Here is a 21,304-nt window from a genome sequence, read left to right as displayed (position 1 = left end):
TGCGTCAGGCCTGGGCCGCAACTAATCCAGGACGAAATACAGTGCGAATGGCTCCCCGGTTACGGCGGGGCCAGAGGCTATACAACTCGGTACTTTGTCTGTTTTCATTCCCAACAAGCAGGCTTGCTTGATAGCGCTGACCGAGGAATGGTGATGAATTACACGCAAATCGATGGATCGCTGCTACTTGCACTAAAAGCGCTGCTTGAAGAGCGCAACGTCACACGAGCGGCGGTCCAGTTAGGCATCAGCCAACCCGCCTTATCAGCGCGCCTGGTGCGTCTGCGCGACATCCTGGAGGACCCCTTGTTCGTCCCGGCGGCAAACGGCCGAGGTGTTGTCCCAACCCCTCGTGCAGAGGCTCTGGAGCAGGAGCTGCTGCATGTACTTGAGGGGCTCAAGCGACTGGTCAGCCAGCCTGAGCTGTTTGATCCAGCCACCACTACCCGCACCTTTGTCGTCGCCCTTTTCGAAACCCCTGCTGCGGTACTCATTCCCGAGCTCTGTGCGAATTTTGCACGTGAGGCTCCCAATGCGCGTTTGGCCTGTATTTATCCGCCACGCGATGTGTACGAGAAGCTTGAGCAAGGACAGATCGATCTATTGATCACCGTGCCGGATGGCCTGCCTGGAGACCTCATGCAGCGCCCGCTTTGGGAAGACGGGTTTCGAACTGCGCAACGCAAGGGGCACCCCCGCGGCACCGGGCCTTTGGATATTGAAAGCTTCTGCTCCCTCAACCACATCCTTGTCTCTACGCAAGGGGGGCGTTTCGCAGGCATGGTAGATGAGGCACTCCTCGAGCAAGGTTACTCGCGCAATGTGATGTACTCGGTTCAAAACTACTCCCACGTTCCCCTGGTTCTTTCCACTACGGATGCGGTGTGCACGCTGCCCTCTCGCTTCCTGAGCCAATACTCTGATCGGCTGGACCTCTTCGAACCTCCGCTCGGGTTATCTGCACTGCGTCTGGTGTTGGCATGGCATGCTCGTACCCATAAGGATGCCGGCCACCAATGGCTGCGCCGACAGCTCTATCTAAGCGCCCAACTGGAGCCAAGTTGAACGCGCTGTGATGGATAGACCGCCTAAGAGGATCACCTGAGATTTAGCCGTTCTCGAAGCCATCGGCCCGGGCTATGGCAGCTATCAGGGTTACGGCAGTTCTCGGGCCCTCTGTCCCTCCTTACTCTCCAAGACACGATCAGTACCGGTCGTGACAGGTCACCCGACTCTCTTGGAGATATACGATGAACACCCTGAATCGCACTCTGGCATTGGCAACCCTGGCTCTCGCTACTCTTTCCGCCGAGGGCTCGCAGCCCAATAAAACTGGCACCCGCGCATCCGCTGTCGGCATCCAGTCTGCGAGCTACGTCACGACCAAAGACGGCGTGCAGCTCTATTACAAGGACTGGGGGCCACGAGACGGCCAGGTGGTCGTATTCAGCCACGGCTGGCCGCTGAACTCGGACAGCTGGGAGGCGCAGATGCTGTTCCTCGCTGACAAAGGCTACCGCGTTGTCGCCCATGACCGTCGTGGCCACGGCCGTTCCAGCCAACCCTGGGAAGGCAACGACATGGATCACTACGCCGACGATCTGGCAGCCGTACTTGAAGCACTGAACCTGAAAGACGTCACCCTGGTCGGCTTCTCCACCGGTGGCGGAGAAGTGGCTCGCTACATCGGCCGCCACGGCACCCGTCGCGTCAAGAAAGCGGTTCTGGTGGCAGCCGTTCCACCGCTGATGTTACAGACCGAAAGCAACCCCAACGGCCTGCCGATAAAAGTGTTCGATGACCTGCGCAAGGCCTCACTGGAAAATCGCTCGCAGCTCTACCTCGATATCGCTTCCGGCCCTTTCTTCGGTTTCAACCGTGAAGGCGCCACCCCGTCTCAGGGCTTGATTCAGTCGTTCTGGGTCCAGGGTATGCAGGCTGGCCACAAGAACACTTACGACTCCATCGCAGCATTCTCGGCTACCGATTTCCGTGAGGATCTACGGGAGTTCGATGTGCCTACCTTGGTAATCCACGGTGGCGACGACCAGATCGTGCCTGTGGATACCTCAGCCAAGACCTCGGCAGCACTGATCAAGGGAGCCGAACTGATTGTATATCCCGGTGCACCACACGGGCTCACCGACACTCACAAGCAGCGCCTTAATCAGGATCTGTTGGACTTCCTGCAGAAGTAAGTCCATCGCACCCCGGCCCCATCCTCCTCATGTACTGCCCAGGTGGCTGCAAGCCAATCAACGCCCCATAACCATGGGCCGCGCATGAGCGTTACCCTTAAAGCAGCGTTACCAACCCAATCCACGAAAGGAAATCATCATGCGCAATTTCAAGTCCTTCTTGACCACCACCATCACCACTGCATTGGCTCTGGCATCACTTAATAGTTTAGCCGCCGCGCAAGCCACAACCGCCAAGCCCACCGTAGTGCTTGTGCATGGCGCATTCGCCGAATCGTCCAGCTGGAATGGCGTTGCCGCTCAGTTGTTGAGTCAGGGTTACCCAGTCATTGCCGCAGCAAACCCGCTGCGCGGAGTGAAGAATGACGCGGATTATGTTGCCGACATCGTCGAGCAAACCGCCGGTCCGGTGATCCTCGTGGGTCACTCCTACGGCGGGGCCGTGATATCCAACGCAGGCCACGACAACGCCAGGATCAAGGCGCTTGTTTACGTCGCAGCCTTCGCACCGGACAAAGGCGAAACAGCCATCGAGCTGTCCGGTCGCTACCCTGGCGGCACCCTTGGCCCGACCTTGGCAGCTCCGGTGCTGCTGGACGATGGCAATAAGGATCTCTACATCCTGCAGGACAAATTCGGTCAGCAGTTTGCCGCTGACGTTCCTGCTGCCGAGTCCGCGCTGATGGCCGCAACCCAACGTCCGATCAGCGAGTTTGCATTGACCGAGGCGTCTGGCGACCCGGCCTGGAAGAAACTACCGTCCTGGTTCATCTACGGTTCGGCGGACAAGAACATTCCCGAGGCCGCGCTGAAGTTCATGGCCGAGCGAGCCGGCTCGAAAAAAACTGTCACCGTCCAGGGAGCCTCCCATGTGGTGATGACGTCCAACCCGGAGAAAGTTGCAGCGCTGATCATTGAAGCAGCGCAAGCGACCGCTCAGTAAACAGGGGAAGCCGTATGACGTCACGCTAACACGGGTCGACTGACCCATAGTCACGTGACCATATCTGATAACCGGAATGCCAAGCCTCTCGGGCGAACACCCTGACAGCTTGGCTGACCGCTTTGGTTGTAGAGTCAACCGTTGAATCGCTATTGGCTCTTCGGAAAATACGACACGTGCCTTTTGCCTGATCCTGATCATGAGCAACGTTTTTTGTAAGCGCCACTGTGAACGCCTTGGTACGCATCAACTGGATAGCCCGAGCCCCCCATCCAGAACTATTTTTTGGCTTTCTGTGGTTCAGTGCCCCGCCACCGCAGGCCTGCCAGCCGCACGTGAGCCCGATTTGAAGCCGTGGCCCCGAGCTCCCCAGACAATCGCAAACCCTACCCCCACCAACACCACCATTGCCCACGGAAAAGAGGCGACGCCCCACCTATCCAGCAACACTCCACCCACCACCCCACTCCCCGCAATCGCACTATTCCAAGCCACCACGTTCAACGATAAAGCTACATCCGCCCCATTTCCCGCCGCATCCGCCAGCGCCGTTTGCAGCAACGTCGCGGCACCGCCGAAGCTCAACCCCCAAACCGCCATGCCGATGTAGATCACCTCAGGCACGCTACTCAAAAAGCCAAACACCACGGAAACCGCCGCAAACGCCGCCAAGCTCACCAACACAGTCTTGCGCAACAACGGCTCAACCAATTTGGCAGTCACCCAGATCCCTCCCAACGCCGCAATGCCAAACACCAACAACACCAAATCCACCCGATCCCCCAACCCCGCCGGCGCCACGAACGGTGCGATGTAGGTGTAGAGAACGTTGTGTGCCAGCATCCAGCTGATCACCACCGCCAGCACGGGCCGCACGCCCGGCGTGGTCAACACTGTGCGCAGCGACATGCGCTGATGCGCGGCTTGGGGTGGGTAGTCAGGGACTTTCACCAGTACCCAGGCGATCAGCACCAGGGTCAGGGCCGACATGATGCCGAAGGTGGTGCGCCAACCCACCAAGCCACCCAGCCAAGTGCCGAGGGGCACGCCCAGGGACAGGGCAATCGGTGTGCCGACCATGGCCAGCGCCAGCGCCTTGCCCTGTTGATGGGGCGCGACCATGCGTCGGGCGTAGCCGGCCAGCAGACTCCAGGCCAGCCCCGCCGCGACGCCAGCGAAGAAGCGCGCCACCAGGATCACGCCGTAGTGGGAAGACAGCGCGGTGATGGAGTTGAACAGCAAGAAACCGACGACGGTCAGCAGCAGCACGTTACGGCGGCGCCAGCCGCGGGTGGCGATGGTCATGGGGATGACCGCCAGCACCGAGCCCAGGGCGTAGGCGGTGACCATCTGGCCAGCCATGGAAGGAGAAATGGCCAAGCCTGCGCTGATCAGCGGCAACAGGCCGGCGGGCAAAGTTTCGGTGACGATACAGATGAAACCGGTCATGGCCAGCGCGAGCAAGGCGCCGATAGGCAGGCGGTCCGGCGCTGCCGATAAGGTGATTGAGGGTGTCACGGGAAACTCCTTGAGTGAGGATTTCAGACTTAAATACCGATCGATATAAATGTTGAGGGCAGCCAGCGCTCGTTGTCAACGACTTATGTATCGACTAGTATTTATCTCGTCGTCCTGAGGAGTTTTGAAATGGCGCAAATGGGCCGCCCCCGCACCTTCGACCGCGACCACGCGGTGGAACAGGCCTTGCACCTGTTCTGGCAACACGGCTACGACGCGACCTCCCTCGCTCAGTTGAAAGCGAGACTGGGTGGCGGGATTTCCGCGCCGAGTTTTTACGCGGCGTTCGGTTCCAAGGAAGCGTTGTTTGATGAATGTGTGCAGCGTTACCTGGCGACGTTCGCTCAGGTCACCGAATGCCTGTGGGACGAGAGCTTGCCGCCACGCCAGGCCATCGAGACCGCGCTGCGCCAGTCGGCACGCATGCAATGTGAAGACGGCCATCCCAAGGGCTGCATGGTGTCCCTCGGCGTGATGAGCGCGCCCAGCCCGGAGAATGCGCGGGTGGTCGAAGCCTTGGCCCAATCTCGCGCCCACACTCACGCGGGGATTTTGGCGTGTGTTGAGCGGGGTGTCAGTGCCGGTCAGTTGCCGGGCAATATTCACGCGCCCGCGATGGCTACGATGTTCGACAGTTTCCTGCAGGGCATTTCCATCCTCGCTCGGGATAACACGCAGCATGAGGTCATTGATGCGGCCATCACCCAGATACTGCTGACGTGGGACAATGCGGCCTCTACCATGCCGTCCACGGATCACAATGACGAAAAGGGACTGATTGATTCAACCGGTGAGTGATGTGCGCAAAGCCAAGGACTGTGCCGCGAGGCGATTGCGAGACTGCCAAAAACGCTCATTGGTGACTCAACCTCAGGCGGCTACACCCTGGATAGGTCGTCTCACACTGATTGAGGATCAGCATCCAGCCGCCTAAAGCGTCACCGCATGCTTTCGACCAAGGCTGTCGCCAAAGCCACGGATCACTTCCAACATCGATTTCACCCGCAGCGGCAGATTCCCGGCCGGGTACACCGCGTGCATCTGTGGGCTTTCACCGCTGCTGGAGGTGAGTTTGTACTCGGGACAGACCCGCAGCAGGCGCCCCGCTTCCACTTCGGGCTCCGCCATCCAATCCGCCAGACGGGCAATCCCGACGCCCGCCAGGGCCGCCTGGAACACCGCCAAACCGGAGCTGAAACGAAACTTTGGATGAACCCGAAAGCTGATGGCCTGCTCCTCGCTGCGAAAATTCCACTCCTTGAGAATCCGCGGCGCCGTATGCAGGATCAGCGAGTGCGATTCCAGCGCCTCGATGGAGTCAGGCACCCCGCGCCGCTCCAAATACCCGGGGCTGGCATACAGGTAACGTGAATAATTCCAGAGCGGATAGCCGATCAGCTCACTGGATTGCGCAAACGCGCCGCGAATCGAGAAGTCGAGTTTGCTCTTGGCCGGGTCGATGATCTCATCGGTGAAAATCACATCGACGCTCACGTCTGGATAACGCTCGGCGTACTGCGCGATCAGCCGGGGCAATACCCCGTGGCCAAGGAACTCGGGGGCGGAAAAGCGGACCCAGCCGTAGGCCTGGCCGCTGATGCCGGCCAGGTCTTCATCCGCCTCACGTTGCAGATCCAGCATTTTGTAGGCATGGGGCAACAAGCGCTCACCCGCCTCGGTCAAGCTCACGGCATTGGAGGAGCGATTGAACAACTTGACCCCGACACTTTCCTCCAGGGCTTGAACGGCGCGGGTCAGAGCACTGGGAGAGCGCCCCAGGGTCCGTGCCGCCGCGACGAAGCTACGCTTGCGAGCCACCGTTGCGAAGGCTTCGAGCTCCCCCAACATATCCAATGCCATGTGCCACCTCGTTGCACTTTTCACAACGTGGCATTGCAACACAAAAAAAGCGCTTCCGTTAACCTTCCTGCTCAAGGACGCAGGCAAGCCGATGCGACGAAACACGTAGAAGCCGCCGGACGCTCACCCACCCTTCATCGTCAGAGCCTGATTTCATGGTCGATATTATTATCCTTTGCGTGTTCGCCTTCGCCGCCGGCCTGATCGATGCGGCAGTGGGCGGCGGTGGACTGATCCAGATACCCGCGCTGTTCAACGTGCTGCCCACGGCACAACCGGCAGCGCTGCTGGGGACCAACAAGGTCGCGGCAGCCTGCGGCACCGCATTCGCGGCCCGGTCCTTCGTGCGCAAGGTGGTGATCAACTGGGGTCTGGTGATCCCCGCCGCCTGTTCGGCCTTTGTCATGGCCTTCTTCGGAGCCGCCACGGTGTCGTTTGTACCCCAGTCGATGATTCGGCCGGCGGTGCTGGTGTTGATCGTGCTGATGGCGATCTACACCTTCTGGAAAAAGGACTTCGGCGCCCTGCACAAACCCATGCGTATCGGTACCAAGGAAAAATTGCTGGCGATCGTCATCGGCGGTGCGATCGGTTTCTACGACGGACTGTTCGGGCCCGGCACTGGCAGCTTCCTGATCTTCCTGTTTATCCGCTGCTTCGCCTTCGATTTTCTTCATGCCTCGGCATCGGCCAAACTGGTGAATATCGCGACCAACATAGCGGCGCTGATGTTCTTCATTCCGACGGGTAACGTGCTCTACCTGATCGCAATCCCCATGGCGGCATTCAACATCCTGGGCGCGCTGACCGGCACCTGGCTGGCGGTTCATAAAGGCGTGCCCTTTGTCCGGGCTCTGTTCCTGGTGTTGCTGGTGATCCTGATCGGCAAACTGTCTTACGACCTGTTCGTGTAAACCTGAGGACGTGGAGGCGGCATTTGCCCACTACGTTTCAACCATTGCTGGCATCGATAGTCACCATCACGTCAATGAAGTTCTCATAAAAATTCCTCGGCGTAACATCCGCTCCATACCCAACCAATAACACCCCGGAGCACACCATCATGAAACGCCAAATCCTCCTCAGCATCGCTTTCTCGGTTTTTGCAGTTAACGCTTTCGCCGCTTCCTCTACTCACCCGGTCGTCGCTGAAGGCGGCTCGGATCGTCTGATTGAAAGCCGTTTGGCTGAAGGTGGTTCGGATCGCTTGATCGAAAACCGCGTCGCTGAAGGTGGCTCGGATCGTCTGATCGAGAACCGCGTCGCTGAGGGTGGTTCGGATCGTCTGATCGAGAATCGCGTTGCTGAAGGTGGTTCGGATCGTCTGATCGAAAACCGCGTCGCTGAAGGTGGTTCGGATCGTCTGATCGAGAATCGCGTCGCTGAAGGTGGTTCGGATCGTCTGATCGAGAATCGCGTCGCTGAAGGTGGTTCGGATCGTCTGATCGAGAATCGCGTCGCTGAAGGTGGTTCGGATCGTCTGATTCAGAATCGTGCAGCATGAATGAGTGGCTTTACCGCAACACTCAACCAAAAAACCCGGCCTCATCAGCCTAATGCTGTTCACTTAAGCGGAGCAGCCTTACGGTCTACTGGAAACCGGGTCTTTGATATTTTCACCGTCCTTGGCCTTGAAGGTCTTGGACGGTGATCCAGAAACAATCCTCCGATACCTGCCCTTAACTCTGCCAATCGTCTGCCTGTGGCTGAAATCGGGTTGGCCGCTGCCATCACTATCAGTTGCACGGCAATGTACTGGCAAGCCGGTTTGAAACGAATGTCCGAGGGGGCTCGGCCAAACGCCACCGCCGCCTGGCTGGCTTCCCGACGAATCACGTTATAAGCCAACAAAAGTCCCCAAACCTCCTGATAGACCAAGTCGACTTTTTTGCTACGCAAGGTCACTGCGTTCTGCTGCATCGAGCTCTTGATGTCCCTGAAGCCCAATTCGATCTCCCAGCGTTCCTGATACAGCTTGGCCACGGCCTTGGCGTTGTAGGCGTTAGCCGGCAATGACGTCATGACGGTCTTTAGCTTGCCTTGAATTTCATAACTGACTTCGCGGGCCTCCCAATGCGTTGGAAGGGTCGGGTTTCGCTTCCTGGCCTGCGGCGAGACTTTCATGCGCACCCAACGATCGTGCTGGCTGTAGCGGGTCACTTCTTCGCAGACCATTCCTTTTTTTGCCGGGATCAACCAATGACGGTTGCTACCAGCACTGCTCAGGCTCGACAGCAGTTCGGCCCCCCAGAATCCTTTGTCGAACAACGTCACCGAGTGATCGGGGATCTGCTGCAGGAACTCGTCGGCCAAGCGCATTTCACTGCGTCGGTAAGGGCTCAATTGCGCATCCAGGATCACGTGCGAACGTACATTCATCAACGCCACCAGGCGCAGCATGGGAAACGGAGTCTGGCGGTCGCTCGGGGTGTTTCCCGACCCGAAGTGGTCCCGAAGCTCGGGCGTATCCGGGGTGCGCAAGAGTGCTCCGTCCACTGCGAACACCTGCAGTTCATGCCAGGCGTCACCGTCATAGCGCTCCGCGCCCCATTGGTTCCCGTCTTGCGGAACAGCCACTCAACGGGATCGGCGCCGAGCCGCTTACGCGCTTCGGTCAGACCGCTACGGGCCAACAGGTGGTCAGAGGCCAGGCCTTGGGCGCAGATGTTCAAACGTCTGGCCACTTCGTGAACCGGTTCATCACGAAACAGCGCCATGCCGAGCACCAGCCAAAGCACTTGGTCAGCGGGCAGGCGACGTCGACGAATGGTGGCCTGACTGGAAAGATCCAGCGCAGACGCGACCCACTCTATGGGGATGTTTTGGGTGAAGGTGCTCAGGTCGCAGAAGTTGAAAAGGTCGCCGAGGTCGAGCAGGTCCTGTTGAACAGACATAAAAAATCCGATGCCAGATATCTGGCATCGGATTTTCGGATAAGCCCAGCTGAGACTCAAATGCTTAAGTGAACAGCATTAGCCTCATCAGCCGGGTTTTTTCATGCGTTTTTAGTGCCCGACGGGATCATCAAAGATGGTCAGCGCGGGTCTTCACAGTGATGAACATTTTGATGCGGTCGTGGATTTCCTGAATGGCATGACGGAAGGGATCGTGTTTTTCACTGGTGACGGGGTCCTCGAAATTCCACACGATCACTTCTCCGGCGGTAGGCATCCGCGAAGCCTCTTCGGAGGACTTGTCACACAGCGTAATCACATAATGGAACGGCTGCCCCTCAAACTCATCGATGGCTTTACTGCGCAACTCCGTGGTGTCGATGCCTACGTGATCGAGAGACTCCAGCGTGCGGGGGTCAACTTCACTGGCCACAAGACCCGCGCTAAAGGCTTCGAAGTGTTCGGAGTCAGTGTGCCGAAGTAGCGCTTGCGCCATCAGCGAGCGAACGTCATTTTTTGCGCAAACGAACAGAACCCGGCGTTTGTCAGCCATCACGTCCTCACATTCTTTCTGATCTAAATAACAATGCTTTTTTTACAGCAGCGTTTGCCAATAACAGCAACGGCTGCCATTTAGTGTTTGGACATCAGGCCATGAAGAACGCCCAGCCTTAATCCCGGTTCGGAAGGACTCATGTGCGAGATGCCGAATACTTTGAACGCCGCCAGCATAAGCACCAGGCCACCGGGCAAGATATTCAGGCGATGGGGTGGTAAGCCCGCCAATTTGAGTTGTTTAACATGCCCCACTTCCAGCAGACGCAACGACAAGCGTAAAAGACCGCCGTAGGTGATACCGCTTTGACCATCGTCATTCAAACCATTGGCCTTGAGCACTTTGGCAAGCATTCGTGCAGTACCTGAAGAGCCAATAGTTTGCTGCCAACCCAGCGCGCGATAACGACGGGTAACTTTTTCAAACTGCAGAGTGGCCACGCGCTCGGCCTCCAGGAGCGCCTTCGCCGATAGACAGCCCCCCTGAAAGTAACGCGCGCCAACAGTACCGCTGCCAATGGCAATGCTCTCGGTCAAGAGGGGCTGAGTGCCCTGCCCCAGAATCAACTCAGTAGAGCCGCCGCCGATATCCACGACCAGGCGCATACTTTCTGTACTGGGGATCGTATGGGCAACACCGGCGTACACCAGTCGGGCCTCTTCATGCCCAGAGATGACATCGATACGAAAGCCCAGGTGCCGCTCCGCGCTGGCCAGAAACAGTTGGGCATTATCGGCTTCGCGGACGGCACTGGTCGCCACTGCCCGCACGCGACCGGCCTCAAAGCCGCGCAGTTTTTTGCCAAATCGCGCGAGCGCTTGCCACCCCCGATCCAGCGCCAACTCGTCCAGCGCCCCGCCCTGAAACCCCTCCGCCAAACGGACAGGCTCTCGCAAGGTTTTCACTTCCTGGATCATGAACCCCTGATTGCGCCTGACCGACTGGCCGATCATCATGCGAAACGCATTGGACCCCAGGTCAATGGCCGCAAACAGGGAGGCGTCTCCTTTCATTAGGGGGGATTCCTGGCAAATTCATCAGCCCGCAGACGGAATTCCGTCTATGCGCTCAAGACGGTTTGCGAGGAGCTTGCCATTCGTTCGATGACACCGTGATGACACCCTCTAGCCTTTTCAAAAGAACAGACACCGGGCAAACCTGCCTGGGTAACCGCAACATTGCGGCATACACGCCCTGACCCTGCCAGGCCTCGCCGCTGAATCATCAAGAATGACCGTCCGTAACTCTGCCCCGGCAGCCTCGAACCCTTCGCTATTCTTAACCACACACCACCGCTGGCACGGCTGAAGCACGGCTTGCGGCATCATCGTCAGGAGTAAGGATCCGGGTAAGGAGCACGCCACCTCAACAGAGTATCGAGTAATGAAAATGCTACTGATGGTCGAGTTTCCCCATGAGCCTTTCAACGCGCTTGTCAGGTCGGGGAAGGTCGGCGAAATCATGAACCGCGTGCTGGAAACCATTAAGCCGGAGGCGGCTTATTTCACTGAACATGATGGAATGCGAAGTGGGATTTTTCTGATCGATATAGAAGACCCTTCCGAAATTCCCGGCTATGCGGAACCCTTCTTTCTCAACTTTCAGGCCAACTGCAAATTCCGAGTGGTCATGAGCCCACTAGAGCTGCAAAACGCCGGTCTGGAGGAGCTCGGTAAAGCATGGGCGTGAGGTGTTATCAATGAGAGGGAAACCTGTGGCGAGGGAGCTTGCTCGCGCTTGAGTGCGTAGCGCTCACAAAAATCGGCCATTGCGGTCGGACTTTTTTGGGGCCGTACGCTGCCCAGCGCGAGCAAGCTCGCTCGCCACACAGGCAGCGTATGTCGCTTACTGAACGGTTTTCAGCTTGATCACATCACCGGAGATCTTGGTGGTGTAACCGGTCAGAGCCCAAGCCCAGAACCAGTTTTCCTGCACTTGGGTGTTGATCATCGCGTCGCCGCCCCGGGCTTTGATCGCGGCGTTCTGAGCGCGGATGAAACGGTTGTTCTGCTGGATCGGGATGAGACCAAACAGCAAGAGGCCAGTGGCGGTCGCTTCACTGTGGCCAACAACGGTGTACTGGCTGCTGTCGTACTGCTGAGTCTTCATCGGGGTGCCGGTGCAACCCGCCAGAACCAGACCGAACAGGGCTACGGCAACAACTTTGCTGAGATAATTCACTGAGACACTCCATTAGAAATACCCGGGATCCGTCTCTCGGGCGGCGCATACTTTAACGGATGAAGTGGCTCATTGATATCACCTGTACAGCCTTTACGCGGTAAACATTTTGATGAGGCATAGATTATTGCGGCTGAAATGTCTGAAGGTAGGCCAACAGGTTTTCGATCTTCTCCGGATCGCTGAGGCCCCAGAAAATCATCCGGGTTCCGGGGACCACTTCTTTTGGCGCTTCGATGTATGCGGTGAGTGTTTCGCGGGTCCAGATGACGCCTGATGATTTCATCGCGGTTGAATACTGGTAGTCCGTGGTGCTTCCCGCAGGACGCCCGAAAATGGCATTGAGGTGAGGACCAAAAGAACCCCGCGCCGAAGTCCCTACTTGATGACAGCCGCCACAGATACGGGTAAATAGTTTCTGACCGGCTTCGGCATCCCCCGCCGCTTCGGCTTGCATGCTGAATAACCCGGTATTGAGCATCAAGGCGAAGGTAAGGATGGCGGCGTTTTTCATGTGGCGCTCCAAATCAGGTGTTACTGGCAGCAAAAACGGGTGGCTATTTCATCATGACTGGCTGCTACACCGAAGCCTTGAAGTTAATCTATAACTCGCTTCGTCCCTTTAACGTCGTTGCAGGAGAGCCAGAATGAAACCCGTCGAACCCTTTTATCGGGACGCTGGCGTGGGTCCGGGCGTTGTCTGCTTTCATGCCAATGCGAGTCACTCGGTGCAGTGGCGTGGACTGCAAGATCACCTGGCCGCAAAGTTTCGGGTCTTGGCGCTCGACTCGTTTGGCGCCGGCAAGAGCCCGGCGTGGCCCACCGATCGAATCGTCACCCTCAGTGAAGAAGCGCGTTTCGCCGAGCCGGTGCTCGCCCGCGCCGGCGAACCGCTCATTCTGGTCGGTCACTCTTATGGTGGGGCGGTGGCGTTGATCACAGCGTTGCAGAACCCTGGCCGGGTGCGCGCCATGGCGGTGTATGAGCCAACATTGTTTGCCCTGCTCGACGCCGAATCGCCCCCACCCAATGACGCGGATGCCATCCGTGAAGTCGTTGCAGACGCCGGACTGGCACTTGAGGCGGGTAACCTGGACGCAGCGGCCCAGCACTTCATTGACTACTGGATGGGTGCCGGAGCCTGGGAGCAAACCCCGGAACAACGCAAGCCCTCCATCGCCGCTGCGGTGGCCAATGTGCAGGGCTGGGCTCACGCGCTGTTGACCGAGCCGACGCCATTGCAGGCGTTCCGTTCGCTCAACCTGCCGGTGCTTTTCATGGTCGGCAAGGACTCACCGGCATCGTCACGGGCAGTGGCGCGGCTGCTGACCGGCGCACTGCCGAACGTTGAAGTGGTCGAGCTCGAGGGGCTCGGTCATATGGGGCCGATTACGCATCCGGAGATCGTCAATCAGGTCATCGAGCAATTTATTGAGCGCAGTTGACCTGATTCCACGCCACTAAAGCGCAGGACGCTGCAATTTGACCCACTCCTGCACCGTTGGCCGCTGCCATTGACGCTGCGCGTATTCCACCAGTGCGGATGGCACGGCGTCACCGTTGAGTATCAGCCGGTTGAGCATCAAGGCCAGGTCCACATCGGCAATCGACCATTGCCCGAACAGGTACTCACGACCGTCAGCCAGCAGCGCTTGTGCGGCACCGATCAGCTTGCGCGCGGCCGACTCGGCCGCGGGCGACAAGGGCGCTGATTTGAGGCCATAAAACACCACCAATGTGGATCGCTCCTGCCGAATGGGCAGCAGATCACTGCGCAGCCACGCCTGGACTTGTCGTGCCTTCGCCCGTTGCGTCAGCTCTTTCGGGTAAACCGGCGTCTGAGGAAAAACGTCTTCCAGGTATTCAGTGATCGCCGACGATTCAGACAAGGCAAAGTCGCCATGCACCAGCGTCGGTACGCGCTGGGTCAGCGAGAGGCTAGCATAATCTTCGGACTGGTTTTCGAACGCGTCGAGGTCCAGTGGGCTCAGTTCGAATTCGATGCCTTTTTCGCGAAGGGCCACGAAAGCCGACATCGCATAAGGGCTGGTGAATTGAGCATCAACGTACAGGCGCAGGCGGGAATCATTCACGGGGTCATCTCCATAGGGTGAGCAGACACGCTACGAGATCCAATGCCATAAAGAAAATGCATGATTTTTATGGGGACATTCTTCAGCGGAATACCTGATTGGCGGGCAACGCCCGAAATGACTGACTCAGCGCATGAATGATCCAATTGCGCTTTTCACATGAAAAAAGTCATTTGTGCACCTATCTCGCCCACATTCTCCGCCCTAAAGTGCACCGCTCTACCCAGCCTTACTCGGCGTACCTATGAATCTCTGGTTTCGACTGTTCCTCATGCTGTTTCGGCGCCCATGGCGCAAGCCGGTTGATGGACTGGCCACTACTGTTATCCGCATGCGCGTCTGGCCGCTCGATCTTGACCTTAACCGACACGTCACCAATGGCCGGTATTTCACTTTGGCCGATATAGGTCGCATGGATTTCGTCCTGCGCAGCGGTGCCTACCGAGTGGCCCTGCGCCATAGAGCGGTGCCGATTGTTGGGGATACCTGGGGCAAATTTCGGCGGGAGCTGAAGCTGTTCGAATCGTTCGAGATTCATACCCGAATACTCGGCTGGGACGATAAGTGGAGCTTTATGGAACACCGCTTCGTGAGCAAAGGGCGAGTGATTGGCGTCGTTATCATGCGAGGGCTGTTCCGCGCGGCGAAAGGTACGGTCTCACCTGCCGAGTTTGTCCGGGAGCTGGGCTTGGCTGAACAGTCACCCGAAATGTCGACGTGGCTGACAGCCTGGTCGCAAAGCTGCGACGATATGAGCCGCCAGCTCCGAGAGGAAGAAGGTTTGGCGACTCAACTCCGTCCTGCCTCTGAATCCGACCAGGCGGTCAAATAGTAGCTAATATTCATCTCAATCCCCCTGCCAAGGACTGCAACCATGAGCCGGCTCGAACTACTGACCAAATGGAATCGCATGATCGTCCGGTTGCAGATTGAACACGAAATCAGTGCCCGGGATTTCGAGAAATTCAGCTGGAAACTGGGTATCCCCTGCGTTGTTCTGTCGGCCATCGTCAGCGCCAGCGTCTTTGGCTCGATCAGTGACTCCTCGCCCGTATGGCTCCAATACGTCGCCGGCGTCCTGTCACTCTTGACCCTGGTGTTGAGTTCGGTCCAGACCTTCCTGAACTTTGACACCCGGGCTGCCGGGCACAAAGACACCGCCGAGAAACTCGGGGCAATATCACGTGAGATTCAGGACGAAATCGCCAGCGGCAAGGACGAGGCTATCCTGGGCCCAATCGTTTTTGACATCCGCAAGCGCATTGATTCGATTCTTCTTGATGCGCCGACCTTGCCCAAGTCGACGATCAGGAGACTGGGGGATGTTCGCGTCTACACAGAGCCACCGCCAGCAGGGCAAGACACCGTCCCGGCTTGATAAAAGGCCAGACTTGGTCCGCAGCATCGTGAAAGGAGGCGTTTGAAATGCAGCTCATCACGTTGAAAATCGACAAGCCGGAAACGACGAACTTCATTTTGGGTCAGACGCACTTCATCAAGTCCATCGAGGACATTCATGAAGCGTTGGTCAATGCCGTGCCTGGTATTCAGTTCGGCGTGGCCTTTTGTGAAGCCTCCGGTAAATGCCTGGTGCGATGGTCTGGCACTGATACCGCCATGATCGAACTGGCGCAGAAAAATGCGCAAGCCATTGCCGCGGGCCATTGCTTCATCATTTTCCTGGGCGACGGTTTCTATCCATTGAACGTCTTGAACAGCGTCAAAATGGTTCCAGAGGTGTGCCGTATTTTTTGTGCAACGGCCAATCCCACTGAAGTGATTGTTGCCGAGACGGAACAGGGGCGCGGGATTCTGGGCGTGGTGGATGGCTTCTGTGCCAAAGACATTGAAGGCGATGAAGACATTCTGTGGCGCAAGAACCTGTTGCGGCAGATCGGCTACAAGTTGTGATTTGAGTTCTGGTTTTGAGTCAGTGAGAAACCTGTGGCGAGGGAGCTTGCTCCCGCTTGAGTGCGTAGCACTCATAAAAATCGGCAATAGTTGTCAGATTTTGGGGCCGCTGCGCAGCCCAACGCGAGCAAGCTCGCTCGCCACAAAGGCAGGTATGAGCGCTTAAGTGAACAACATTACGAGACCTTGAGACTCACCTGCCCGAATTCTGCACAAGTTGCTCAACGAAGAACTCCACATGCCCTCTCGGATGAGTCGGCAATGGCCAGGTGTCGACGTTGTGAGCCAGGGCCTGGAAGGCTTGGGCGCATTTGGAACGGGGAAATGCTTCAAACACCGCACGCCCCTTCTGCACGGCTTTGTGCGCACATTCATCGTTAGGTATCGCGCCGACGTATTGCAGCGTGACATCCAGGAACATGTCGGTAATCTTTTCCAGCTTGGCAAACAGATTGCGGCCTTCCGCCGGACTTCCCGTCATGTTGACCAATATGCGAAAACGGTGCAGACCGTAGTTCAGGTTGAGCAGTTTGATCAGCCCGTAGGCGCCGCTGATTGAGGTGGGTTCATCGCACACGACCACCATCACTTCCTGCGCCGCGCGGATGAAGTTGACCACTGAGCCACCGATACCGGCGGCCGTATCGATCACCAGCACATCCAGCTTATCGCCAATATCGCTAAAGGCCTGGATCAGCGCACGGTATTGCGCAGGCTCCAGATGAGTCATGCTTTGCAATCCAGAAGAGGCCGGGGCAACACGAATGCCTCCAGGCCCTGGCATCAGCACCTCGGACAGCTCGCAACGCCCTTCGATGACATCAGCCAGTGTGTAGCGCGGCGTCAGCCCCAACAGAATATCGATATTCGCCAAGCCCAGATCGGCGTCGAGCAATACGACGCGCCGCCCCATTTTTGCCAACGCCAGCGACAGGTTAACCGCCACCGTTGTCTTGCCCACGCCACCTTTACCGCCAGTTACAGCGATAACTTGCACGCAATGCACATCATCCATTTTTTCATCCCTTCCTTGCGCATCGTGTGCCAGTACGTCATGGCCACCGTCCAGATGCCGCAAGAATAGCTGAAAAGCGCCAAATAGCCGCGTTGCATTCCGACGAGAGGCACTTCGCCACCTGTCATCGAGCCTTTTCAACGAAAACGCCGCTAATGGGTTGATTCAGATAATGACACTGCGTTCCTGAATGCTTGCTGGCCGATGGACCGATAGAGGCGGCTGAACTGGCGCCAGGCGCTCAGGCGCCCTGCTCACCCAGAGATGAAGAAACGACCAGGATGTCTAAATCCAGACATCATTGATTGCGGTTCTTTCTCCCTCCTGATCGCCGGTATTCAGTACTCCACGCGGCTCGATCAGTAACATTTTCACCTCTCGCTCAGCATAAGGCTTGTGTTCGACGCCCTTGGGGACGACGTACATTTCTCCCTGCCTGACCACGACGGCCCCTTCTCGAAGATCAATGCGAAGCTCGCCTTCGAGGACGATGAAGGTTTCATCGGTGTCGGCATGGGAATGCCAGATAAAGTCGCCTTCGATTTTCACCACCTTGAACTGGTAGTCGTTCATTTCGGCAATGACTTTGGGTGCCCATTGCTCGCTGAACAAAGCCAGTTTTTCGGCAAAGTTAATCGCGGTGCAGGTTGTCACGCCGGGTTGGGAATTCATTTGAGTTGCCCTCATTAGCCAAGTTATCGAGGCCTGACTTTAGGAGAGGATCAGCACTGCGTATTGCATGATTGTGCAAGTCGATCGCCTTTAAACAAGGCCCAGCCTTTTCATCCATCGACCAGGTGAGACGCCATAGGTCTGGGTGAACTGACGCGTCATATGGCTTTGATCGAAAAAACCTGCTGATACGGCGGCTTCCGCCATCGAGTGGCCCCCGAACATCAGTGCTCTTGCCAGATCGAGACGTCGTTGAGTCATGTATCGATAGGGGCTCGTGCCGTACAGCGCACGAAAATCACGGCTCAGGCTCCAGCGGTCTCGACCACTGGCCTGCGCTAACTCCTCCAGGGTAATGACTCGATCCAGCGACTCATGAATCAGCGCACGCGCACGTTCGGCCGCTGCAAAGTCAAACGACTTGCGCCGTCCGCGTTGCCCCGAGATCGCATCCAGTGCTTGCGCGAGATCGTAAATGGCATCGTCTTCTTCCAGGGGCTCGATGCAAGCGTCGAGGTTTTGCAGCAGCACCTGGGTCGCGGCATAAAGCCGTGGGTCGCTGGATAACCCGCCCTCGATGAAGGGCAAGGGTTTGCCGCCTAATACTTGCTGAATCAAGGCGGGCTCGATGTAGATCATCCGATAATGAAAACCCGCTTCGGTACCAGCTTCACCGTCATGCACCTCGTCCGGATGCAAAACAATGGTTTTCCCCGGCAGACTGTGACGCTTGGTCTTGCGGTACTGGAAGCTTTGTACACCCGACAGCGTTCGTCCGATGGCGTAGGTGTCGTGGCGATGCGGCGTAAACCCATGGCCGCCAAAAAAGGCTTCAATACGCTCCATCTTCAACGGCTGAGCCGAGCGCTTTACCCAGTCTTTGTCACCCCTGGTTTTCGTCATGTCCCTGTACCCCCTGAAGGATGTCAATACGGTACCAGCCAGCGTGGCTGATGTCCCCGGCGGACTGACCCGTGCAAGTCTGAATCAGCCCCACGGCGGCGCCGTCAAATTTGTCTCTTCCCCTCGTGAACCAGTCTTCAGACCCGCAGTCTTAGCCGTGCCGTAAAAGAAGCTCACCCAACGAAGCGCTCCTACGGTCATTGCTCGCCCCTATCCCACTTTACCGTCGTTATCTCATCAGAGTTGTTCGTTCATGCGCCCAACCGTCCGCTGCTGTCGCTTTATCTCGCTGTGCCTGATGCCTTTGCTCCCGCTGCTCGCCAGCCCCGCCCATGCCAGTGGGGAACGGCAACTGGTGGAAGTCATCAACGACTACCGCGCCGATCCCGATCGCTGTGCGGGCCGTACGGTCAAGCCGTTGCGGCCGCTGTCGCTGAAATCGAACCTGGCGCTGCCGGTCGGCTATGGCGGCGGTTTGCGGAGTGCCTTGAAAGCTAACGGTTATCAAGCGGTGACCGTGCGCACCATCCGCGTGGTCGGCGCGCAGGATGCCGATGAGGCGTTTGACATGCTTGAGAGCGACTACTGCGGGGCGCTGCTCGATACCCAGTTCGCCGACATCGGCGTCACTCGCTCCCGTAGCGAATGGCAGGTGGTGCTGGCGCAACCGGTGCTCGACGGACGTGTCGGTGATTCGCGAGAAGCGGGCAAGGCGTTGCTGGCACAGGTCAATGCGGCACGGGCCAAGCCGCGCCTGTGCGGGCGTCAACGCTTTGCCGCCGCACGACCGCTGACCTGGAATGCCGCCCTGGGGGCCGCCGCGCAAGGGCACAGCAAGGCGATGGCCTACGGCAATTACTTCGCCCACCGCGATCCTGACGGTGATATGCCATTTGATCGGGCCAAAGCCGCCGGCTATCGAGGCCGGCAGATCGGTGAAAACATCGCCGCCGGGCAAAGCTCACCGAACAAAGCGATGGCCAGTTGGCTGGCCAGCCCCGGGCATTGCGCCAACTTGATGAACCCGATGTTTACCCAAGTGGGCGCAGCCTATGCCGCAGATTCGCGCAGCGATGAGGGTGTTTACTGGACGATGCTGTTTGGCGCGCCTTGAGTGCATTCCATACCCCCTGAAATGCCAGTCGGTAATAACAAACCCTGTGGGAGCGGGCTTGCCCGCGATGAGGTCAGCAGACTCAACATCAATGTCGCCTGACACACCGCCATCGCGGGCAAGCCCGCTCCCACAAGGATCTGAGCCGAACACCAAATTGGTGAACCACAGGTTCCGATGGTGTTCTTCGGACTCGGGTCATGCTTCAAATACTCGACGGCACCGCCACGCTTTGCCGCCCTTTGAAGGCCAGCGAAAAACAGAAAAATATCGCCAACGCGAACCCTGCCGGGAACAGCCAGATGCTTTTCCATTCGTGGCTCTCAGCCGACGCATATTGATCGGTGACCGCCCCGGCCACCCAAAAGCCAATCAGCATGCCCAAGCCGTATGTCGCGAGCGTGATCAACCCTTGCGCGGAGCTTCTGAAACGCTCCGACGCTTTGGCATCGGTGTAGATCTGCCCCGAAACAAAGAAGAAGTCGTAGCAGATGCCATGCAAGGCGATGCCGGTGAACAACATGAAAGCGAGGTCCCCGTTGTTACCGTAGGCGAACAACAGGTAGCGCAACGCCCACGCCAGCATCCCCACCAACAGCGCGATCTTGATGCCGAAACGCTGAATAAACAGCGGCAGGAGCAACATGAACAGCACTTCCGAGACTTGCCCGATCGCCATCTTGGCGGTTGGGTTGGTCACGCCGATTTCCGCCAGAAACGGGTTGGCATTCTGGTAATAAAACGCCAATGGAATGCAGATCAAAATGGAGGCGATGAAGAACACCAGGTAACTGCGGTCCTTCAACAAACCCAAGGCGTCCAGCCCCAGCATTTGCTTTAAGCCGACACGGCCCGGCTCAGGTTTGAGCGGTGCGGTACGCGGCAGGCTGAAGCTGTAGATCCCGAGCACGAAGGAGGCGATGGCCGACATCAGAAAAGTATTGCGCAAGCCACCGGATGAGATCGCTTGTTGCGAATCCCAGGCAAACACAAAGCTGATCACCACGCCCGCCACAATCCAGCCGATGGTGCCCCATACCCTGATCCGCGAGAACTCCAGAGCCGGGTCGCGCATCTGCCGGAACGCCACCGAATTCACCAACGCCAGCGTCGGCATGTAGATCATCATGTAGGCCAGCACGAACGGGTAAAACCCATTGAAGTCAGGCGCTCGATAGAGTTGCAACAGCAGCACCGCGCCGATCAGATGCAACACCGCGAGAATGCGCTCGGCATTGAAGTAGCGGTCGGCAATCAAACCGATCACAAAGGGCGCGATGATCGCGCCCCAGGACTGCGTCGAGAACGCCATGCCGATCTGCCCGCCGCTGGCCCCCAGGTTACTGGAGAGGAAGGTGCCGAGGGTTACGAACCATCCGCCCCAGATAAAGAACTGCAGGAACATCATTACGCTCAATCGCGCAGTCATCGTGGTCATGTCAGTCA

23 protein-coding genes and 2 pseudogenes are annotated in these 21,304 nt (G+C 57.8%); 13 read left to right on the top strand and 12 right to left on the bottom strand.

Features of this window, described 5'->3' with window-relative positions; genetic code table 11:
- Positions 1-153 precede the first annotated feature (153 nt).
- The 4 genes and pseudogenes from PSH65_RS11680 to PSH65_RS11665 all read left to right on the top strand — a co-directional run.
- The gene (locus PSH65_RS11680; RefSeq protein WP_305426323.1) at positions 154-1,065 is read left to right on the top strand and encodes a LysR family transcriptional regulator; all 912 of its coding nucleotides are present in this window, start codon (positions 154-156) and stop codon (positions 1,063-1,065) included.
- A 185-nt stretch (positions 1,066-1,250) separates the two neighbouring features.
- Positions 1,251-2,198 carry an alpha/beta fold hydrolase gene (locus tag PSH65_RS11675; RefSeq protein WP_305426322.1) on the top strand — a complete coding sequence of 316 codons (948 nt, stop codon included), beginning with the start codon at positions 1,251-1,253 and terminating at the stop codon, positions 2,196-2,198.
- A 139-nt stretch (positions 2,199-2,337) separates the two neighbouring features.
- Positions 2,338-3,141, top strand: a complete 804-nt coding sequence (locus tag PSH65_RS11670) for an alpha/beta fold hydrolase (protein ID WP_305426321.1) — start codon at positions 2,338-2,340, stop codon at positions 3,139-3,141.
- A 141-nt stretch (positions 3,142-3,282) separates the two neighbouring features.
- Positions 3,283-3,360, top strand: a pseudogene (locus tag PSH65_RS11665) (thiol-disulfide oxidoreductase); the annotation flags it as partial.
- A gap of 81 nt (positions 3,361-3,441) precedes the next feature.
- Here the strand turns inward: PSH65_RS11665 and PSH65_RS11660 are convergent.
- On the bottom strand, positions 3,442-4,659 hold the full coding sequence (locus tag PSH65_RS11660) for an MFS transporter (protein ID WP_305426320.1): 1,218 nt from the start codon (positions 4,657-4,659) through the stop codon (positions 3,442-3,444).
- A 129-nt stretch (positions 4,660-4,788) separates the two neighbouring features.
- On the opposite strand from PSH65_RS11660, the gene PSH65_RS11655 reads away from it, so the two are divergent.
- Positions 4,789-5,457, top strand: a complete 669-nt coding sequence (locus PSH65_RS11655; RefSeq protein ID WP_305426319.1) for a TetR/AcrR family transcriptional regulator — start codon at positions 4,789-4,791, stop codon at positions 5,455-5,457.
- Between the two features lie 132 nt (positions 5,458-5,589).
- Here the strand turns inward: PSH65_RS11655 and PSH65_RS11650 are convergent, their stop codons facing one another.
- Positions 5,590-6,519: a LysR family transcriptional regulator gene (locus PSH65_RS11650; RefSeq protein WP_305426318.1), complete on the bottom strand. Its 930-nt coding sequence runs from the start codon at positions 6,517-6,519 to the stop codon at positions 5,590-5,592.
- Positions 6,520-6,674: 155 nt separating this feature from the next.
- Here PSH65_RS11650 and PSH65_RS11645 point away from each other — a divergent pair, with 155 nt between their 5' ends.
- A complete protein-coding gene (locus PSH65_RS11645) occupies positions 6,675-7,433 on the top strand; it encodes a TSUP family transporter (protein WP_305426317.1) in 759 nt (252 codons plus the stop codon).
- 149 nt (positions 7,434-7,582) lie between these two features.
- Complete coding sequence (locus PSH65_RS11640; protein WP_305426316.1) at positions 7,583-8,023, top strand: phage infection protein; 441 nt, start codon at positions 7,583-7,585, stop codon at positions 8,021-8,023.
- 59 nt (positions 8,024-8,082) lie between these two features.
- Here PSH65_RS11640 and PSH65_RS11635 read toward each other — a convergent pair.
- From PSH65_RS11635 to PSH65_RS11625, 3 genes and pseudogenes are all read right to left on the bottom strand, one after another.
- Positions 8,083-9,413 (bottom strand): annotated as a pseudogene (locus tag PSH65_RS11635) (IS4 family transposase).
- 130 nt (positions 9,414-9,543) lie between these two features.
- Complete coding sequence (locus tag PSH65_RS11630) at positions 9,544-9,966, bottom strand: arsenate reductase ArsC (RefSeq protein ID WP_305426315.1); 423 nt, start codon at positions 9,964-9,966, stop codon at positions 9,544-9,546.
- An 80-nt stretch (positions 9,967-10,046) separates the two neighbouring features.
- The gene (locus PSH65_RS11625; protein ID WP_305426314.1) at positions 10,047-10,982 is read right to left on the bottom strand and encodes a Ppx/GppA family phosphatase; all 936 of its coding nucleotides are present in this window, start codon (positions 10,980-10,982) and stop codon (positions 10,047-10,049) included.
- 370 nt (positions 10,983-11,352) lie between these two features.
- Here PSH65_RS11625 and PSH65_RS11620 point away from each other — a divergent pair, with 370 nt between their 5' ends.
- On the top strand, positions 11,353-11,658 hold the full coding sequence (locus tag PSH65_RS11620; protein ID WP_305426313.1) for a panthothenate synthetase: 306 nt from the start codon (positions 11,353-11,355) through the stop codon (positions 11,656-11,658).
- A 156-nt stretch (positions 11,659-11,814) separates the two neighbouring features.
- On the opposite strand, the gene PSH65_RS11615 is transcribed toward PSH65_RS11620, so the two are convergent.
- Both PSH65_RS11615 and PSH65_RS11610 read right to left on the bottom strand, forming a co-directional pair.
- The gene (locus PSH65_RS11615; RefSeq protein ID WP_305426312.1) at positions 11,815-12,150 is read right to left on the bottom strand and encodes a hypothetical protein; all 336 of its coding nucleotides are present in this window, start codon (positions 12,148-12,150) and stop codon (positions 11,815-11,817) included.
- Positions 12,151-12,274: 124 nt separating this feature from the next.
- The gene (locus tag PSH65_RS11610; RefSeq protein WP_305426311.1) at positions 12,275-12,664 is read right to left on the bottom strand and encodes a cytochrome c family protein; all 390 of its coding nucleotides are present in this window, start codon (positions 12,662-12,664) and stop codon (positions 12,275-12,277) included.
- 133 nt (positions 12,665-12,797) lie between these two features.
- Between PSH65_RS11610 and PSH65_RS11605 the strand changes: the two genes are divergently transcribed.
- Entirely contained in the window at positions 12,798-13,595 is a 798-nt protein-coding gene (locus PSH65_RS11605) for an alpha/beta fold hydrolase (protein ID WP_305426310.1), read from the top strand.
- Between the two features lie 15 nt (positions 13,596-13,610).
- Here the strand turns inward: PSH65_RS11605 and yfcF are convergent, their stop codons facing one another.
- A complete protein-coding gene (gene yfcF, locus PSH65_RS11600) occupies positions 13,611-14,243 on the bottom strand; it encodes a glutathione transferase (protein WP_305426309.1) in 633 nt (210 codons plus the stop codon).
- A gap of 244 nt (positions 14,244-14,487) precedes the next feature.
- Between yfcF and PSH65_RS11595 the strand changes: the two genes are divergently transcribed.
- Genes PSH65_RS11595 through PSH65_RS11585 form a run of 3 tightly spaced genes read left to right on the top strand, consistent with a single transcriptional unit; the run spans position 14,488 to position 16,154 of the window.
- Complete coding sequence (locus PSH65_RS11595) at positions 14,488-15,075, top strand: thioesterase family protein (RefSeq protein ID WP_305426308.1); 588 nt, start codon at positions 14,488-14,490, stop codon at positions 15,073-15,075.
- A 42-nt stretch (positions 15,076-15,117) separates the two neighbouring features.
- Complete coding sequence (locus PSH65_RS11590) at positions 15,118-15,621, top strand: SLATT domain-containing protein (protein WP_192342661.1); 504 nt, start codon at positions 15,118-15,120, stop codon at positions 15,619-15,621.
- 47 nt (positions 15,622-15,668) lie between these two features.
- Positions 15,669-16,154 carry an adenosine-specific kinase gene (locus PSH65_RS11585; RefSeq protein WP_305426307.1) on the top strand — a complete coding sequence of 162 codons (486 nt, stop codon included), beginning with the start codon at positions 15,669-15,671 and terminating at the stop codon, positions 16,152-16,154.
- Positions 16,155-16,347: 193 nt separating this feature from the next.
- Here the strand turns inward: PSH65_RS11585 and PSH65_RS11580 are convergent, their stop codons facing one another.
- From PSH65_RS11580 to PSH65_RS11570, 3 genes are all read right to left on the bottom strand, one after another.
- On the bottom strand, positions 16,348-17,169 hold the full coding sequence (locus PSH65_RS11580) for a MinD/ParA family protein (RefSeq protein ID WP_305426306.1): 822 nt from the start codon (positions 17,167-17,169) through the stop codon (positions 16,348-16,350).
- Between the two features lie 285 nt (positions 17,170-17,454).
- Positions 17,455-17,841, bottom strand: coding sequence for a cupin domain-containing protein (locus PSH65_RS11575; protein ID WP_305426305.1), 387 nt, complete (start codon positions 17,839-17,841; stop codon positions 17,455-17,457).
- A gap of 90 nt (positions 17,842-17,931) precedes the next feature.
- Positions 17,932-18,744: an AraC family transcriptional regulator gene (locus PSH65_RS11570; protein ID WP_305426973.1), complete on the bottom strand. Its 813-nt coding sequence runs from the start codon at positions 18,742-18,744 to the stop codon at positions 17,932-17,934.
- A 253-nt stretch (positions 18,745-18,997) separates the two neighbouring features.
- Between PSH65_RS11570 and PSH65_RS11565 the strand changes: the two genes are divergently transcribed.
- Positions 18,998-19,858, top strand: coding sequence for a CAP domain-containing protein (locus PSH65_RS11565; protein ID WP_305426304.1), 861 nt, complete (start codon positions 18,998-19,000; stop codon positions 19,856-19,858).
- Between the two features lie 205 nt (positions 19,859-20,063).
- On the opposite strand, the gene PSH65_RS11560 is transcribed toward PSH65_RS11565, so the two are convergent.
- Positions 20,064-21,296 (bottom strand): nucleoside permease, encoded by a 1,233-nt coding sequence (locus tag PSH65_RS11560; RefSeq protein ID WP_305426303.1) that lies wholly within the window; start codon positions 21,294-21,296, stop codon positions 20,064-20,066.
- Positions 21,297-21,304: the final 8 nt, after the last annotated feature.

It is taken from the genome of Pseudomonas sp. FP603, assembly GCF_030687415.1.
Classification (GTDB): domain Bacteria; phylum Pseudomonadota; class Gammaproteobacteria; order Pseudomonadales; family Pseudomonadaceae; genus Aquipseudomonas; species Aquipseudomonas wuhanensis.
The sequence above is the reverse complement of the archived record's forward strand: the minus strand, read 5'-3'. Positions and strand labels throughout refer to the sequence as shown.

Excerpts from the sequence above, each read along its gene's own strand:
- PSH65_RS11630 (WP_305426315.1), bottom strand. The coding sequence starts at position 9,966 with ATGGCTGACAAACGCCGGGTTCTGTTCGTTTGCGCAAAAAATGACGTT.
- PSH65_RS11605 (WP_305426310.1), top strand. The coding sequence starts at position 12,798 with ATGAAACCCGTCGAACCCTTTTATCGGGACGCTGGCGTGGGTCCGGGC.
- PSH65_RS11595 (WP_305426308.1), top strand. The coding sequence starts at position 14,488 with ATGAATCTCTGGTTTCGACTGTTCCTCATGCTGTTTCGGCGCCCATGG.
- PSH65_RS11580 (WP_305426306.1), bottom strand. The coding sequence starts at position 17,169 with ATGGATGATGTGCATTGCGTGCAAGTTATCGCTGTAACTGGCGGTAAA.
- PSH65_RS11650 (WP_305426318.1), bottom strand. The coding sequence starts at position 6,519 with ATGGCATTGGATATGTTGGGGGAGCTCGAAGCCTTCGCAACGGTGGCT.
- PSH65_RS11575 (WP_305426305.1), bottom strand. The coding sequence starts at position 17,841 with ATGAATTCCCAACCCGGCGTGACAACCTGCACCGCGATTAACTTTGCC.
- PSH65_RS11655 (WP_305426319.1), top strand. The coding sequence starts at position 4,789 with ATGGCGCAAATGGGCCGCCCCCGCACCTTCGACCGCGACCACGCGGTG.
- PSH65_RS11610 (WP_305426311.1), bottom strand. The coding sequence starts at position 12,664 with ATGAAAAACGCCGCCATCCTTACCTTCGCCTTGATGCTCAATACCGGG.
- PSH65_RS11625 (WP_305426314.1), bottom strand. The coding sequence starts at position 10,982 with ATGAAAGGAGACGCCTCCCTGTTTGCGGCCATTGACCTGGGGTCCAAT.
- PSH65_RS11670 (WP_305426321.1), top strand. The coding sequence starts at position 2,338 with ATGCGCAATTTCAAGTCCTTCTTGACCACCACCATCACCACTGCATTG.
- PSH65_RS11590 (WP_192342661.1), top strand. The coding sequence starts at position 15,118 with ATGAGCCGGCTCGAACTACTGACCAAATGGAATCGCATGATCGTCCGG.
- PSH65_RS11565 (WP_305426304.1), top strand. The coding sequence starts at position 18,998 with ATGCGCCCAACCGTCCGCTGCTGTCGCTTTATCTCGCTGTGCCTGATG.
- PSH65_RS11645 (WP_305426317.1), top strand. The coding sequence starts at position 6,675 with ATGGTCGATATTATTATCCTTTGCGTGTTCGCCTTCGCCGCCGGCCTG.
- PSH65_RS11675 (WP_305426322.1), top strand. The coding sequence starts at position 1,251 with ATGAACACCCTGAATCGCACTCTGGCATTGGCAACCCTGGCTCTCGCT.
- PSH65_RS11585 (WP_305426307.1), top strand. The coding sequence starts at position 15,669 with ATGCAGCTCATCACGTTGAAAATCGACAAGCCGGAAACGACGAACTTC.
- PSH65_RS11620 (WP_305426313.1), top strand. The coding sequence starts at position 11,353 with ATGAAAATGCTACTGATGGTCGAGTTTCCCCATGAGCCTTTCAACGCG.
- PSH65_RS11640 (WP_305426316.1), top strand. The coding sequence starts at position 7,583 with ATGAAACGCCAAATCCTCCTCAGCATCGCTTTCTCGGTTTTTGCAGTT.
- PSH65_RS11560 (WP_305426303.1), bottom strand. The coding sequence starts at position 21,296 with ATGACCACGATGACTGCGCGATTGAGCGTAATGATGTTCCTGCAGTTC.
- PSH65_RS11680 (WP_305426323.1), top strand. The coding sequence starts at position 154 with ATGAATTACACGCAAATCGATGGATCGCTGCTACTTGCACTAAAAGCG.
- PSH65_RS11570 (WP_305426973.1), bottom strand. The coding sequence starts at position 18,744 with ATGACGAAAACCAGGGGTGACAAAGACTGGGTAAAGCGCTCGGCTCAG.